General features: G+C 47.9%; 17 protein-coding genes. 5 read left to right on the forward strand and 12 right to left on the reverse strand.

Translation table 11 applies throughout. The features are described from left to right. Window positions 1-9: 9 nt before the first annotated feature. On the forward strand, window positions 10-933 hold the full coding sequence (locus ACKWCC_RS05470; protein ID WP_413994906.1) for a hydroxypyruvate isomerase family protein: 924 nt from the start codon (window positions 10-12) through the stop codon (window positions 931-933). Between the two features lie 1,007 nt (window positions 934-1,940). On the opposite strand, the gene ACKWCC_RS05475 is transcribed toward ACKWCC_RS05470, so the two are convergent. Then, window positions 1,941-2,084 (reverse strand): hypothetical protein, encoded by a 144-nt coding sequence (locus tag ACKWCC_RS05475; RefSeq protein ID WP_413994907.1) that lies wholly within the window; start codon window positions 2,082-2,084, stop codon window positions 1,941-1,943. Between the two features lie 487 nt (window positions 2,085-2,571). Here ACKWCC_RS05475 and ACKWCC_RS05480 point away from each other — a divergent pair, with 487 nt between their 5' ends. Together ACKWCC_RS05480 and ACKWCC_RS05485 are read left to right on the forward strand one after the other, a co-directional pair. Then, window positions 2,572-3,306 carry a LytR/AlgR family response regulator transcription factor gene (locus tag ACKWCC_RS05480; protein ID WP_413994908.1) on the forward strand — a complete coding sequence of 245 codons (735 nt, stop codon included), beginning with the start codon at window positions 2,572-2,574 and terminating at the stop codon, window positions 3,304-3,306. A 37-nt stretch (window positions 3,307-3,343) separates the two neighbouring features. Beyond that, window positions 3,344-5,290 (forward strand): tetratricopeptide repeat protein, encoded by a 1,947-nt coding sequence (locus tag ACKWCC_RS05485; RefSeq protein ID WP_413994909.1) that lies wholly within the window; start codon window positions 3,344-3,346, stop codon window positions 5,288-5,290. Here the strand turns inward: ACKWCC_RS05485 and ACKWCC_RS05490 are convergent. Next, on the reverse strand, window positions 5,280-5,849 hold the full coding sequence (locus tag ACKWCC_RS05490; RefSeq protein ID WP_413994910.1) for a DUF3109 family protein: 570 nt from the start codon (window positions 5,847-5,849) through the stop codon (window positions 5,280-5,282). The genes ACKWCC_RS05485 and ACKWCC_RS05490 overlap by 11 nt on opposite strands. Before the next feature lie 123 nt (window positions 5,850-5,972). Between ACKWCC_RS05490 and ACKWCC_RS05495 the strand changes: the two genes are divergently transcribed. Next, the gene (locus tag ACKWCC_RS05495; protein WP_413994911.1) at window positions 5,973-6,557 is read left to right on the forward strand and encodes a MarC family protein; all 585 of its coding nucleotides are present in this window, start codon (window positions 5,973-5,975) and stop codon (window positions 6,555-6,557) included. Window positions 6,558-6,591: 34 nt separating this feature from the next. Further along, on the forward strand, window positions 6,592-6,798 hold the full coding sequence (locus ACKWCC_RS05500) for a hypothetical protein (RefSeq protein ID WP_413994912.1): 207 nt from the start codon (window positions 6,592-6,594) through the stop codon (window positions 6,796-6,798). A gap of 144 nt (window positions 6,799-6,942) precedes the next feature. On the opposite strand, the gene ACKWCC_RS05505 is transcribed toward ACKWCC_RS05500, so the two are convergent. The 10 genes from ACKWCC_RS05505 to ACKWCC_RS05550 all read right to left on the reverse strand — a co-directional run bounded on the left by ACKWCC_RS05505 (window position 6,943) and on the right by ACKWCC_RS05550 (window position 13,847). Continuing rightward, window positions 6,943-7,755 carry a M23 family metallopeptidase gene (locus tag ACKWCC_RS05505; protein WP_413994913.1) on the reverse strand — a complete coding sequence of 271 codons (813 nt, stop codon included), beginning with the start codon at window positions 7,753-7,755 and terminating at the stop codon, window positions 6,943-6,945. A gap of 340 nt (window positions 7,756-8,095) precedes the next feature. After that, a complete protein-coding gene (locus ACKWCC_RS05510) occupies window positions 8,096-8,797 on the reverse strand; it encodes a hypothetical protein (RefSeq protein ID WP_413994914.1) in 702 nt (233 codons plus the stop codon). Then, window positions 8,751-9,056 (reverse strand): hypothetical protein, encoded by a 306-nt coding sequence (locus ACKWCC_RS05515; protein ID WP_413994915.1) that lies wholly within the window; start codon window positions 9,054-9,056, stop codon window positions 8,751-8,753. The genes ACKWCC_RS05510 and ACKWCC_RS05515 overlap by 47 nt, the downstream gene beginning before the upstream one ends. Next, a complete protein-coding gene (locus ACKWCC_RS05520) occupies window positions 9,041-9,469 on the reverse strand; it encodes a hypothetical protein (protein WP_413994916.1) in 429 nt (142 codons plus the stop codon). The genes ACKWCC_RS05515 and ACKWCC_RS05520 overlap by 16 nt, the downstream gene beginning before the upstream one ends. Further along, the gene (locus tag ACKWCC_RS05525; protein WP_413994917.1) at window positions 9,435-9,674 is read right to left on the reverse strand and encodes a hypothetical protein; all 240 of its coding nucleotides are present in this window, start codon (window positions 9,672-9,674) and stop codon (window positions 9,435-9,437) included. The genes ACKWCC_RS05520 and ACKWCC_RS05525 overlap by 35 nt, the downstream gene beginning before the upstream one ends. Window positions 9,675-9,710: 36 nt before the next feature. Then, entirely contained in the window at window positions 9,711-10,106 is a 396-nt protein-coding gene (locus ACKWCC_RS05530) for a hypothetical protein (protein WP_413994918.1), read from the reverse strand. Between the two features lie 20 nt (window positions 10,107-10,126). Then, window positions 10,127-10,849, reverse strand: a complete 723-nt coding sequence (locus ACKWCC_RS05535) for a hypothetical protein (protein ID WP_413994919.1) — start codon at window positions 10,847-10,849, stop codon at window positions 10,127-10,129. 253 nt (window positions 10,850-11,102) lie between these two features. After that, window positions 11,103-12,722 (reverse strand): S41 family peptidase, encoded by a 1,620-nt coding sequence (locus tag ACKWCC_RS05540; RefSeq protein WP_413994920.1) that lies wholly within the window; start codon window positions 12,720-12,722, stop codon window positions 11,103-11,105. Window positions 12,723-12,739: 17 nt separating this feature from the next. Beyond that, window positions 12,740-13,171: a deoxycytidylate deaminase gene (locus ACKWCC_RS05545; protein WP_413994965.1), complete on the reverse strand. Its 432-nt coding sequence runs from the start codon at window positions 13,169-13,171 to the stop codon at window positions 12,740-12,742. Between the two features lie 91 nt (window positions 13,172-13,262). After that, window positions 13,263-13,847 carry a HupE/UreJ family protein gene (locus ACKWCC_RS05550; protein WP_413994921.1) on the reverse strand — a complete coding sequence of 195 codons (585 nt, stop codon included), beginning with the start codon at window positions 13,845-13,847 and terminating at the stop codon, window positions 13,263-13,265. Window positions 13,848-14,015 lie beyond the last annotated feature (168 nt).

Raw genomic sequence — 14,015 nt, forward strand, 5'->3', positions numbered from 1 at the left:
ACACAACGTATGAAAAGAAGAAGCTTTATACAAAAAACGGCCCTTAGCGGCGGAGCGTTAACCCTTGGCGGCGCCATGGCAAACGCCAACGCGCCGGCCCGCCCAAAAGAAAAACACGCCTTTAACCTGAAATATGCCCCGCACTTGGGAATGTTCCAAAATTTGGCCGGTAAAGATCCCTTGGATCAGCTCCATTTTATGGCCGATCAAGGTTTCACCGCCTACGAGGACAACGGCATGGCCAAGCGCGAGGTGACCTTACAGGAAAAAATGGCCAAAACCATGACCGATCGGGGTTTGGAAATGGGTGTTTTTGTAGCGCATAACATCCACTGGAAAGAACCCAACCTGGCCTCCGGCGACCTGGACAAGCGCCAAGAGTTCCTAAACGAGATCAAGGCCTCGGTGGAAGTGGCCAAACGCACCAACGCCACCTGGATGACGGTGGTGCCGGGCCATTTGGACCTACGGCAGAACATGGGCCACCAAACCGCCCACGTCATAGAATCGCTGAAACAGGCCTCGGCCATTTTGGAACCCCATAACCTGGTAATGGTACTGGAACCCCTGAACTTTAGAAACCATCCCGGCCTTTTCCTGACCGAATCGCCACAAGCCTACAGCATCTGCAAAGCGGTGGACTCCCCCGCCTGCAAGATTCTTTTTGACATTTACCACCAACAAATCCAAGAGGGCAACCTGATACCCAATATGGAGGCTTGTTGGGACGAAATAGGCTACATACAGATCGGGGACAACCCGGGTAGAAAAGAACCCACCACCGGCGAAATAAACTATAAAAACGTCTTTAAGTTCATCTACGACAAAGGATTTAAGGGGATTCTTGGCATGGAACACGGAAATTCCAGACCGGACAAGGCCGGCGAGCAGGCCGTTATTGATGCCTACAAAGAGGTTGACAATTTTTTGTGACGCCAGAATATTATTTAATAAGACAATATGTTGTAGGTTACCGTGCATTTCATCGAAAAAAATGACATTTTTCGATGAGATGCACTTGGGCAATGCACCCAGATCAAGTTCTTCTTCGTTTCTTTGGGTATGACCCCATATCTTTACCTACTTATTGGCTATGTCTGCCTCCTGTGCCTGTCCAAGGGCGCATATCATTACCAACGAACGTACGGACAGGACTCCTCCAAACGAAAAGAAGTCCTGCGCATCCCATACGCCATACATAAATTAAAGGCTTCATATCTTTTTAACAGTTTTTATAAGCTTTTTCCAAAAGTGATGCGATCCGTTTAAACCGTTACTGCGTATATATGGTGAACTAAGACGTTTCCCCAATGGACAAACATCTTCTTTTTTTGGTTCTTTATGCACTGGCCCTGATCTTGACCAAGGTAATGAAGCCCTACATCCTTAAAGATCGCGTAGGCTAGAAAACAGCCCCGTGCACCGGGAAGACCGCCCCTGCCCCACGAACAAAAGCCGACCTTGCCCCACTTCGGTTTAGGCCACAACACGGCCATTTTCGTTATACTTTCTGAATGCGAACCGAGATTATCCTTCTGCGGTTTATGCCCATCCCCCCAAAACAAGCATGCTGGACATCTAAAAAAAACCTAGGTTGGCCCGGTGCCCCAACACGACCTTGTGGCCCCTATTATCAAAAGAAAAAAAAGAATTGGAAAGAAGGACGCCTTGTACAGACTTTTTTGGCCCATAATGGGCCATACGGCCCTTGCCTTTTGAAAAAAAAGTGCGATCCTTGAAGCGCTGCACGGCAATGAATTGCCCGTCGTTTTCCAATTTAGGTAGTTCCCCCGAAACCTTAAGATTGGACAAACAGTTTTTACACTGCTTTTTTTAGACCTGTGCAACGCTACGTGGACCTCGGGAAACCCCAACATCCGGACCGCACCTGTTTACTTTGGTTGGTTATTTGTATGGCTTGCCCAAACACAAAACCCATTTTAAGGGTTGGAAAATACCTTGCCACCCTTGGTTGTTTGTAAGGCCACGGATTCATTTTCCGCCATGGGGCCATCACTTTCCGCCACAACGTACAGCATCACCATGACCAGCAACACCAAAAACATTAGAATACATTTTTTCATCGCTCCCGTTTATCCCACGTTTTAAATGGCCGTGCAAGATGGTATCCCAAGAATGCCGACCCGTTATAATGGCGGGGTTCCCCGGGCATTCCATCCTCCCCAAAACATGGATTAAAAATAGGGGATGTGATCAAGCCATCCCCATGTTTTTGTATAACAGGTGGATTTTACTGTATGGATGGCATCTGGGCAAGGGACCGAAACTCCCATAATGGGAGCCAGGTGCAAAAATGCTGCCGTGCACGCCCACCCGGCCGGGCACAGCCCGCACACCGGACCGTCCCGGCCGTTCCCTGTCCGTACCCTTTCGTTGTCTTTTATCCCGCCCCCAAAACGGTAGCGCCATGCCCGAGCGCGTTTTGCCCATTTTGCACAGCCATAAAGGATAGGTGACCAACCATACCATTTTTGCTTCCATCAACACAAATAAAAAAGCAACCCACCAACATAACTGCTATTTTTAGTAATTTAACGTATATTCAAGGTTATGATAAACGCCGTGATCGTGGACGATGAAGAAAAGGCCATACAGAGCCTTTCCTGGGAACTCACCAATTTCAGTGGGGAGATCAAGGTGTCTGCCTCCTTTACCGATCCCTTGGAAGCCTTGGCCCATTTGGACAAAAACACCCCGGACTGCCTTTTTTTGGACATTGAAATGCCCACTATGGACGGCTTCCAGTTCATAAAGAAGTTGACGAACAAAAATTTTCCGGTGGTGATCACCACCGCCTACAACCAATATGCCATCCAAGCCTTGAAAAACGAGGCCATAGACTACCTGCTGAAACCCATAGACACGGACGATCTCCAGGACACCATTGCAAAAATCAAAAAATACAACCAGAGAAACTTCACGGCCGAAAAGCTTGAACGCATCCTATTGAATTTCAACGCCCGGTCCACCAACAAAAAGATAACCCTGAGCACGGACGGCAAACTGCTCTTTTTGCAGGGGGATGACATCCTATACGCCGCATCTGACGGAAACTACAGCACCATCTTCCTTTCGGACGGACAGAAGATAGTCCTGACCAAGAAGTTGAAGGAAGTAGGCGCACTACTGCCCACAGACTCGTTTTTCAGGATCCACAATTCCTACATCATCAACCTGAACAAGATCAAGGAATTTCTTAAAACAGATGGTTATGTGGTGCTCAGCTCCAACCATAAAATTCCGGTATCCAGACAAAAAAAATCAGATTTTCTGGATCTCATCTAAGCGCATGACCCAGTTGCCCAGCTCTTTAACACCAACCATGACCAGGGTCACTGCACCCCTGCCCCGAAGACTGGGCACTTTTTTGCTGAGTCTGTTCTGGGCCGTTCTTGGCCTTTCGCAGGACGCCTCCCCACAGCTCTTGGCGCAAATGGACAGTCTTGTGCTTGCCGCACCCCGCACCTACGCGGAGATCGATCTGGTGCTGCGCCCCATAAGGAAAGACACCGCCCTTCTCAACACCTTCATCTCCAAGGCCAAGGCAAGTGGGTACCTGGACGGCCTGGCCTACGCCCTGAACCAAAAAGGAAGGGTGTACCGCGGCGTCTCCGAATATACCGAGGCCCTGTCCCTGTTCCAGGAAGCCCACCGCACCGCCATCCAGGCCAAGAATGTGGAATTTGAAATATACGGCCTAAACATGATGAGTGTGGTCTTTAGGCGCACCGAGGCCATAAAATCTGCCCTGGACTACAGCCAAGAGGCCCTGGAACTGGCAGAGGCCATCCCCGAGCCCTCCACGGGAATCAAGCGCAGCATGAACGTTTCCCTGAACAGCATTGCCAACATCTACAAACTCTTGGAGCAATACGACCTGGCCATTGAAAAATACAGGGAATCCATTGCCCTGGACCAAGAACTGAACAACAAGCTGGGGCTGGCCATTAACCACCAGAACCTGGGGGAATGCTACGAGGCGCAGGGGCTTCTGGACGAAGCCCTGGAGAACTATGACCAATCCTTGGCCTTTAACGAGCAGATAGACTCTGAAAAGGGAAGGGTGATCTGCTACTACAGCATTGCCCACGTGTACGTGCACCAAGGGCGCACCCAAGAAGCCCTTTCGCTCTTGCGCACCAGCCTGGAAAAGGCCAAAACCCTGGGAGACCAGAAGATCATGGCCACCGTGCTCACCAATCTGGGCTGGACCTACCTGAACATAGGGGAGTATGCCCAAGCGGAAGCAGAGCTCACCAAGGCACTGGAGCTCTCCAAGACCTATCATTTTCCCTCTGAAATGGCCGAGGCCAACAAATTTTTGTCGGAACTCTGGATCAAGCAAGACAATTACCAAAAGGGGATGGCCTTTTACAAGGAGTACAAGAATTTTGAAGAAGAGACCAACAACAACCTGAACCTGCGCTACGTAAACGATATGATCCAGCGCTACGAATCCGAAAAACGGGCGAGCCAAATAGAAAGACTGGCCCAGGAAAACGAGTCGGTACGGCAAAGGCTGCGCAAAAACCAGACCATGCTGCTGGTCTCTGGCATAGGGATCCTGCTCATAGCGGGCATTCTCTACATTCTGTACCGCCAGTACCAATTGAACAGCGAAAAGAAATTGCTCACCTTGGAGCAGACCATGCTCCGCAGCCAAATGAACCCACACTTCCTCTTTAACTCCCTGAACTCCATTAAGCTCTACATCATAAACAACGAGCAAAAAAATGCCGTGCACTACCTGAACAAATTCTCCAAGCTGGTGCGCAAGATCCTGGAAGCCTCGTCCCAGCGCGAGATCTCCCTGGCCGAGGAACTGGAGACCATTGCCCTTTACATGAACATTGAGAACATCAGGTTCAACGATGAGATCAATTTTACCATAACCGTGGACGATGCCATTGATGTGCACCAGATAAAGATCCCCTCCCTGATCTTGCAGCCCTTTTTGGAAAATGCCCTCTGGCACGGCCTGTCTTCCAAGGAAGGGGAAAAACGGATCGCCCTGGTGGTGGAACCCGGGGAAAAGGGATTCATAAACATTGGCATCACGGACAACGGCGTGGGCAGGGACCAAGCGGAGCGAATCAAGCAGAACAAGGTGTTGAAAAGAAAATCTGTGGGGATAGACATCACCAAAGAACGCTTGGCCAATTTTTCCAAGGATTTTTTAAACTCCTTTGCCGTGGAGATCATTGACCTGTACGATGGCAACAACGCCCCTGAGGGCACCAGGATCGTGCTTCACATCCCTATTGAGTAAGGTGTTCCCCGGCCGCCGTCTCCAGTTCTTGGTACCATTCCGCACCAAACTTGCGGATCAGGGCCTCCTTTACAAAACGGTACACCGGCACCTGCAGCGCTGCCCCCAGACCACAGGCGGGGTCACAGATCTGCCATTTGTGGTAATTGACGGCCGTTAGTTCCGTGTATTCCTTGATGCGCACGGGGTACAGATGGCAGGAAACGGGCTTTTTCCAAGAAATGGCCCCCTGGTTGTACGCCTCCTCTATACCGCACTTGGCCACGGCACCATCAAAAACCACATAGGCACATTCACTGCCGTTCACCAAGGGGGTTTCCCATTCGCCGTCTTCCCCCTTTACAAAAGCGCCCTTATCTTCTATCACGGCAATGCCCTCTTGCCTCAAAAACGGCTTTACCTTATGGTAAATGTCCACCAAGATCTCCGTCTCCCCCTCTTCCAAGGGGGCACCGGCGTCACCGTCCACACAACAGGCCCCTTTGCAGGCGCTGAGGTTGCAGACAAAATCGTTCTCAATGATCTCCTCGGACACAATGGCCTTTCCTATTTGAAACATCCCTCCTTCATTGTGGTTACGGGGCGCAAGATACCTATTTTACAACATCTGAAGGACTTATTTTAAGCCCGTAACATCCAAGGGCGGGAATATAACCGTAGATTTGCAAAAATTTTTTTTGGAATGACCTTAAATTTCAACATTCGGGAAATTGCCACGGCCGGTATGGTGCTCTTTGCGGTGATCGATATCTTGGGCAGTTTGCCCATTATCATTGGGCTTAGAAAAAAGGTGGGGCACATACAGTCAGAGAAGGCCTCCATTGTGGCGGCGTTTATCATGGTGGCCTTTCTTTTCTTGGGTGATGAGCTGCTGAAACTCATTGGCATAGACGTAAACTCCTTTGCCGTGGCCGGGGCCTTTGTCATCTTCTTTTTGGCCATTGAGATGATCCTGGGCATTACCCTCTACCGGGACGAGGAGCCCGAAACCGCTTCCATTGTGCCCATTGCCTTTCCGCTCATTGCCGGTGCCGGGACCCTGACCACCCTTTTGGCTATGCGGGCGGAGTACCATGTGGAGAACATCATCGTGGCCATTGTGATCAACATCATTTTTGTCTTTGTGGTGCTCAAATCGTCCGCCAGGCTGGAGCGCCGGTTGGGCAAGAACGGGGTGAACATTATCCGTAAGATCTTTGGGGTAATTTTGCTGGCCATTGCCGTTAAATTGTTCGCCGCGAACATCAATGCCCTTTTTAACCATTGAAAAAGGGCGTATTTTTACAAAAAAAGCGGTGATGATGAACAGAACACTCTCCCTTATTTTGTTGGTACTGGCCCTGGGGCTGATCGTTTACAATGTAACCCTGATCAATTTTTCCAACCCACTGGAGGGCAATAGCATCATTGCCATTATTGGCGTGGTGGCCTCGCTCTGCGCCATTGTCCTGATCTTGATCTACAACGCCAGTAAAAAGGTAGAGAAAAAACTGGAAGGGGAAGACTGAGGGAAATTCGCAAGAAAAAGCCCGATACCGAAAGCCTGTACCAGTAACCCAAAAAAATCAGTGTTTTCGGTGCCCACCTAGTGTTAAGCTAAGCCACATCTAGGTGTATCCAGCTTTGTAAATCAAAGTGGCACGGCCCTAAACTCAGTAATTTTTTTGGTACACCTTGCCGCTTTCCAAAAATTCCGTCCTTTCACCCGAATCAACCAAAAACTTGGTTTTTATGGTTTCTCTCCCGTCTATGTTTTGTTTGTAGACCACCAAATGCAAATGAGGCCCCGAGCTATAACCCACGTTACCGCTATAACCGATCAACGCCCCTTTTTGCACCTTGTCTCCCTTTTTTACCTTGGAACCGTCCTTTTTTATGTGGACGTACTCCCCGAAAGTGCCATCTTCATGGTATATGCGAATGTAATTATTGAACTTCTCGCATATTTTCACCGCACAGTTGATATCATTTTCCTCCACCACACTGACCACCACACCTTCCCTTACGGCCATAATGGGTGTGCCTATGGGCATTGCAAAGTCCAGTGCATTTTCATTTTGGTGCGAGAACGTTCCGTTGTAGCCTTGAACCACCTTAAAGCGTTCTGAAGAACCGTAGGGAAGACCGTACGCATACGCCTCATCATATTTCCTTACGTTGCTTTTTCCGTAATTGGCAATGAACGTATATGAAAACCCATAAGGGAAATTGGGCTGCTCTACCTCTAAATTGGCTATACGTATTTTTCGATTTGCCCTTACCGTGTAGAGGCGATTGTTACCCCCCACCACCCTTAAATTGTTTGTGCTGAAATCCACTTTTACCATTACCGGACAAACCTCCTTGTTTTCCGCATAAACCGTGTAGCCCTTTTCAGATTTGGCATAGGTTATCTCCACATTGGGTTGGGCATTTGCCAAAAGACAAAAGAACCCTACGATCGCAAAACAAATGGTTTTTGCCACTTCTTAAAATCTAATGGTTTCAAGGTATCCTGGTTCACCTGCGTATGGGCCAATAAAGATCGGTCGCCGATCTGCTGAATCCATTGCACAGGGTACTTAAAAATTTTCCCTCTTGTTCTTCATAAAGGCATATGGTTTCAAAGATATACATATTGCCTAAAACACTGAAAACAGGGCTTTTTCCGTCCCTGTTGATTGATTCTTTACTTTTTTTTATCTGATCTGGCAACAACTTCATCTATGGGAAGCAACGCTACATTTGTGATATCATCAGGATTTACCATATTGCCATCCCCGATAGCTTTAAAATGTTCTTTACCCATTAAGAAATTTGCAACCTTCAATTACTTTTGATCAGATCAAAAGTTCCTTCCTTGCCCTTTAGGGTCATACCGGTATCCTTGAACTCCAAAATACCATAGCGCAGTGTTTGATGCTTAAGAGCCTTTGGGTGCCCAAATCCCTGAATGGTGGATTTATTCATAAAAACATCGATTAGATAATTGGCGTCAGCATTTAAATATAGCGTCTGCTTGGCCCAGAATTCCCCGTCTATATCAATTTCGACCATATCTTTTTTGGCACCTTTTGGAAATTTCAACGTGGCAGCCCCCTGCTCATTGGATTCCGTGGATTGGTTGCCCGGTGAGGAATAGACGGTGATGTTGTAAAGTGGTTCTTTGTCGAAGCTATAAATATGTAAACAGACCTCCACGGAATCCTTGGAATTGTAATACTTCTTTGCCCTGAAATAGCTCTCTTGTGGCAATTTGGTTAGATCGTACCGTAAGATCAAGCTATCCTTACTTAATTCGTAGTGGCCTTTACCATATTGACTATCTCCTAAATCTGCTCCCGCACGATATTCAAAAACGCCGTTCTCTTTAAAAACAAACTGTTCGTAGCCAAAAATAATTGGTGTCGAATATGTTCCCTGAATTTTATGCTGACAAAATGACTTTGATGCAAAAAATAAAAATAGAACCAAATAGATATTAATTGCACTTCGTTCCATACGCATCTTTACTTCCCCTGTACTCATTAAAAACTATATTTGCAATGGCCTGCCTATCTTTTGAATTTGCGACCAATTCCTTAAAAGTATCTGTTTCAGAAGTAATCATTCCAGTATTTTTATTGATTGTGAACAGTCCGCCCCAAGCCATAGATTGATAATAGTCCCATCCCAAATTACCTCCCGTTGTATCGTTGCCCATTGAATAAAATGAGGCCAAGTTTACTTTCTGGGTTTTGCGAACGGCAAAAGTTTGGATGACTTCACCAACTAATAATCTACCCACCAAACCCTTGTGCGTTTATAATTTTTGTTGCCTATTTTTTCTATTACATAGATTTTTTCAAAAATCTCATTTTTACTTTCGATTATCTGAATCCTTTGTTTTTTTATTCTTTCGGATAAAATTGAATCGCTCATTTTTTTTCCTTCCTCCCATAATTGTCGCACCGATGTAAATGTGATTTTAGATATTTTACATTTAGAAATTGTATCTATTTCATTGAATCTATTTATCCAAAATAGATTTTCACCTATTTTATAATAGCTTGATTTATCGATATCCATTACAATAGAGTCTTCATTTTTATCAAATGACAGGTATTTTACCTCTTGGCAAAAAGTCATATTCACCAATCCCATAAACAGAGTGAATATCATTTTTTTAATTGCACTCCTTACTTCCATTTTGTTTTTCATCCGTTATCGTATCTAAAATATCTTGTTGTTCGTAAGCAGATAGTTTATTCCAAGCCTCCGAATAAATCAATTCATGGTTGTTATTCGCATCTTTATACTGCGATAATCCTTCCCAAGCCAATGCGTCGTAAAAAGCATCATCATGTTGGGCATTGTCAAATTGTTTTAGACCTTGGGCGATCGTTTCCCTATAAAATTCCGCCATTTGTTCATGGTCCCAGTTCTGTTTATGCTCTCTATATTAATTATAAATACCTGGAAAATCATCTTTTATGACTGCTAAATTTTTATCTCTTGAATACATAAACTCCCATAATCCAGCATGTATGCCCTCCTGAAGTATGGTCCTGGCAATAGTTAAGGAGGTGTTGATGTTCTCCGTTCTGTGTTTGTTCATCTTTATAACAAAGGTATTGGCTACGCCACTTTGCAAGGGTGTAGCAAAAGAAGCGTTAGTTTCGTTGCCAAGATCTGATGACATTTCAAACCTTAAATTAAATTCAGACGGTTTTGAACCTTCCTTGAAGTTTTCCAATACCCAATTGATGATGTTTTTGCCTTCCATCATCTTTTCATAAACACATTTGGCCTTTCCCGTAAGGTTGTTGAGGATGATATCCTCTTCATCATCCTCCAAAGGTTTGGTGCGAATTTCCCTTATGCCGCCCCGGGTATCACGCGTGCCTGTGGCTCATCGCTCCCACCACTGGTTGGGGCAGCCGTGCTGCTGGGAGGGGCAGTACTGCTGGGGGCGTCGGGGGCGCCTGGGGCCGTATTGCCCCCGCCGCTGCCTTCCGCGCAGGAATAAAAGATAACAATATCGGTAACAATGAACTCACCGCTTTCCCAATGCGTAAAGCCACCACGGGAAATCTGATCCACGAAGCAATCTGCCTTCCCGGTGCTCGAGGCCTTACTGGCCCCTTTGAGCAAGGCCCCCTCCTCCAGGGCAGCAGTGGCAATAAGATGGCCACCGGAACCGTACACACTGATATTTCCCGAATAATTGGTATAGGAAGAGTTGCCGGCAACCTTATCGGCATACCATTCAGGGTCGGGCTCATATCTGATGACCGTTCTTTTGGCCGAGCCTTCTTCCGCGGGCTGTATAACAATATTGTCGTAATAAAGACCTCCTTCCAGCTTGCTCAACACACCCGTGTAAGTATATCCCTTCTTTACCTTTTTCCTAAGAATCTTCCGTTTTTTCAACTTTCCAAAACGTTTACCCTTCTTTTTATCCGTATGGGAACGCTCCAAAAACGTTTGGGTCTCCAAAAAATCTTGCCGCACATCATTTGGAAGCTGTTCCCAACCAAGGATTTCGCTTTCCACAATTTCGGTTGGTGGCTCGTTCAACACCGCTTCTTCCGTGTCCAAAACGGCATCTTTTTCACAGCTTATGATCAATAGGGCAAAAATGGCACTCTTGAGACAAAACTGGTATATCTTGGGTTTTCAGTGTTCATCACTTGTTTGGCATCACCAAATTTTAATGCCGATCTTGAATGTTTCGTTTAAAATCCAAAAAAGGACCCTTTACTGGTATTAGGGTCCATCGCAGTCTTGTTCATATCATTTTCCGGTTTTTGTGTCCAAACCATAAAGTACGGACAAAACTGGAGGGGGAAGACTAGTCCCTTGCCGGCACCCGAGGGGCCTGTTCAATGGTGGATCGCCCCAGCTCCAAGACCTTTTGCAGCATGGCATCTTCCGTGCTGCGGATCAGGGCGCCCACATTGTCATTGAACAATTGCTCTGCAATGACCGACTTCAGGTAGCGTTTTATACTGGCCTCATGCCCATAGAAATCCATCCGCAGCTTTCGGTCCACCGCAAAGGTGATGAATTGCTGAAAAAGGATATCATCTACCTGAAAATGGTCAATAAACTCATTTTGTCCATAGTCTGCGTACCGGGAACGGTCTTCTTCCAGGTGCTCGAACACAAAATAGGACATAAGGCCCATGCGCTCCATGCTGGCCACCGCCTCTTCCTCATTGCTGCCCACGGGCACAAAGACATCGGGCACAATGCCGCCACCTCCATAGACCACCTTGCCCTTTGGTGTGGTGAACTTCAGGGAATCGGCCACCTTAATGCTGTCCACGGAGACCAGTTCCCCGTTGTGGTAGCGATCGGTAAAGCTCTGGTAATAGTCTTCCGTACCATTGGAATAGTCTTTCTGTATGCTACGGCCCGTTGGGGTGTAGTAGCGCGACACGGTAAGCCGTACGGCAGAACCATCGCCCAAGGCCATTTCGCGCTGCACCAGGCCCTTGCCAAAGGAACGGCGGCCCACAATCACCCCGGCATCATTGTCTTGCAGGGCGCCCGCAACGATCTCACTGGCAGAGGCAGAGCGCTCATTGAGGAGCACATAGACCGGGCGGCCCTCAAAATCGCCTTTGTCGGTGGCAAAGGTCTTGTCTATCTTTCCCTTTTTGTTTTTGGTGAAGAGGATCAATTTTCCATCGGGCAGAAACTCATCGGCCATTTTTTCGGCCACGCCCAGATAGCCCCCGGGATTGTCCCGTAGGTCCAGCACCAATTTTTGGGCCCCTTGGCGGCGCAATTGCCCCAGCGCCCTCTTAAACTCACGGTAGGTGGATTCCGCAAAACGGTTCACCTTAATGTAGCCCATGTCCTTTTCCAGCATATAGCTCGCCGTAACGCTCTTTATGGGCACCACGTCCCGTTTCAGGGTCACGGAAAAGGTCCGATCTTCGCTTTTCCGGTACACGGTGAGCCGTACCGGGGAGCCAGCCGCTCCCTTGAGCTTGCCCACAATGGCATTGTTGGCCAGATTTTTACCGTACAGGGTATCGGCACCCGCCATTAAGATGCGGTCTCCCGCCTTAATGCCCTTTTTGTCGCTTGGCCCCCCGGGAATGGCCCGGATCACGGAAATGGTGTCCCGGTAGGTGTAAAAATTGACCCCGATGCCCACAAAATCGCCCTTCATGTTCTCGGATACCCGTGCCATTTCGTCCTCGGGGATGTACACGGAGTGGGGATCCAGTTTTTCCAGGATGCTGTTCACGGTCACGTCCACAATACTGTCCGTGTTCACCTCATCCACATACTCGTAGTCTATGTAATCTATAAGGCGGTTCAGCTTGTCTTTCTTGGAGTTGGTGGTAAAGAGCCGTTCCGGGGTGTCGTTGAAATGGAGCTTTCCGCCCATAAAGATGCCCAGCGCCAGTGCGGCGGCAATGATCGTGGGCATGAGGTAATTGTATTTCTTGCTCATTATTTTTTTTTGATGGGCTAAACGCCAATATCCGGCATGTGCACCAAGAGCACGCCGGCCCGCTCTAGAAAGTCCAGCCCGGAATTGTCCTTGTAGGCCCTTTGGTACACCACACGTTTTATGCCAGACTGGTGAATGAGCTTGCTGCACTCCCGGCAGGGCGATAGCGTAATGTAGAGCGTGGCCCCCTCACAAGACTGCGTACTGGAGGCCACCTTGCTAATGGCGTTGGCCTCGGCGTGCAGCACGTACCACTTGGTGTACCCGGCATCGTCCTCACAAAAGTTCTCAAAACCCGTGGGGGTGCCGTTGTACCCGTCCGAGATGATCATGCGGTCCTTTACAATGATGGCGCCCACCTGCTTGCGCTTGCAATAAGAGAGCTTTCCCCATTCCTGGGCCATGCGCAGATAGGCCTTATCGTATTTTTGCTGCTTGGCTTTTTCCATTTTCTTCCATAGCGGGGCACAAAGCCCCAGTCCCAAGTTAATCGGTTTCAACGGGGAGGCCAACACAATGGCCATAATTTAACATAAACGCCTACCAAGGAAACGTGGCAACCAGCAAGGGTATTGTAATGGCAATGACCACAACGCTGGCCACGAGCACAAAGGGTGTGCGCTTTATGTTGATGACCTGTTGGCAAAGGTAGGCCAACAAGAGCACCAACAGCACCACAATGACCTGGGAAAGCTCAATGCCCAGGGCAAAGCCCAACAAGGGGGTCACTTTCTCTTCCAGGCCCGCCACCAACATCTTAAAGTAGTTGGAAAACCCAAAGCCGTGCACCAGGCCAAAGAAGGCCGTGGCCAGCATGTGCCATACCAGGCTTGTACTGGGTTCGCGACTGCGGAGCACCACAATGTTGTAAATGGCCGTGAGCAAGATGGTAACGGGAATGAGGAACTCGATCAAGGAAACATTGACCGTGAAGATGTCAAAGGCCGATAAAAACAGGGAGGCGCAATGGGTCACGGTAAAGATGGTGGCCAGGACCAGCACTTGCTTCCAATGTTTAAAGGTAAAGGGTATGGCCAAGGCCGATAGAAACAAGATATGGTCGTAAGCACCAAGATCCAGTACGTGGTCCAGCCCCATTTGAGTGTAAAACCAAAAATTCTCCATAATCCATTGTATTTAGTTAGGATGGTTTGGCCATACCTCCAAGCTTGAAGCTTGCTTGCCAAAGCCTGCACATCTGCCAAACCTCAAATATAACAAACAAGTGGAATTGGCCCCAGGCCCATTGGAAAATGATGCACACCATTTGTTTTGCACCCCTTTTGTAAGTGA

The sequence above is a fragment of the Maribacter aquimarinus genome (assembly GCF_047345505.1).
GTDB lineage: Bacteria > Bacteroidota > Bacteroidia > Flavobacteriales > Flavobacteriaceae > Maribacter.

What these genes read in the sequence shown, in the direction of transcription:
- ACKWCC_RS05470 (WP_413994906.1), top strand. Translation starts at nt 10, where the DNA reads ATGAAAAGAAGAAGCTTTATACAAAAAACGGCCCTTAGCGGCGGAGCG.
- ACKWCC_RS05475 (WP_413994907.1), bottom strand. Translation starts at nt 2,084, where the DNA reads ATGAAAAAATGTATTCTAATGTTTTTGGTGTTGCTGGTCATGGTGATG.
- ACKWCC_RS05480 (WP_413994908.1), top strand. Translation starts at nt 2,572, where the DNA reads ATGATAAACGCCGTGATCGTGGACGATGAAGAAAAGGCCATACAGAGC.
- ACKWCC_RS05485 (WP_413994909.1), top strand. Translation starts at nt 3,344, where the DNA reads ATGACCAGGGTCACTGCACCCCTGCCCCGAAGACTGGGCACTTTTTTG.
- ACKWCC_RS05490 (WP_413994910.1), bottom strand. Translation starts at nt 5,849, where the DNA reads ATGTTTCAAATAGGAAAGGCCATTGTGTCCGAGGAGATCATTGAGAAC.
- ACKWCC_RS05495 (WP_413994911.1), top strand. Translation starts at nt 5,973, where the DNA reads ATGACCTTAAATTTCAACATTCGGGAAATTGCCACGGCCGGTATGGTG.
- ACKWCC_RS05500 (WP_413994912.1), top strand. Translation starts at nt 6,592, where the DNA reads ATGAACAGAACACTCTCCCTTATTTTGTTGGTACTGGCCCTGGGGCTG.
- ACKWCC_RS05510 (WP_413994914.1), bottom strand. Translation starts at nt 8,797, where the DNA reads ATGAGTACAGGGGAAGTAAAGATGCGTATGGAACGAAGTGCAATTAAT.
- ACKWCC_RS05520 (WP_413994916.1), bottom strand. Translation starts at nt 9,469, where the DNA reads ATGAAAAACAAAATGGAAGTAAGGAGTGCAATTAAAAAAATGATATTC.
- ACKWCC_RS05525 (WP_413994917.1), bottom strand. Translation starts at nt 9,674, where the DNA reads ATGGCGGAATTTTATAGGGAAACGATCGCCCAAGGTCTAAAACAATTT.
- ACKWCC_RS05540 (WP_413994920.1), bottom strand. Translation starts at nt 12,722, where the DNA reads ATGAGCAAGAAATACAATTACCTCATGCCCACGATCATTGCCGCCGCA.
- ACKWCC_RS05545 (WP_413994965.1), bottom strand. Translation starts at nt 13,171, where the DNA reads ATGGAAAAAGCCAAGCAGCAAAAATACGATAAGGCCTATCTGCGCATG.
- ACKWCC_RS05550 (WP_413994921.1), bottom strand. Translation starts at nt 13,847, where the DNA reads ATGGAGAATTTTTGGTTTTACACTCAAATGGGGCTGGACCACGTACTG.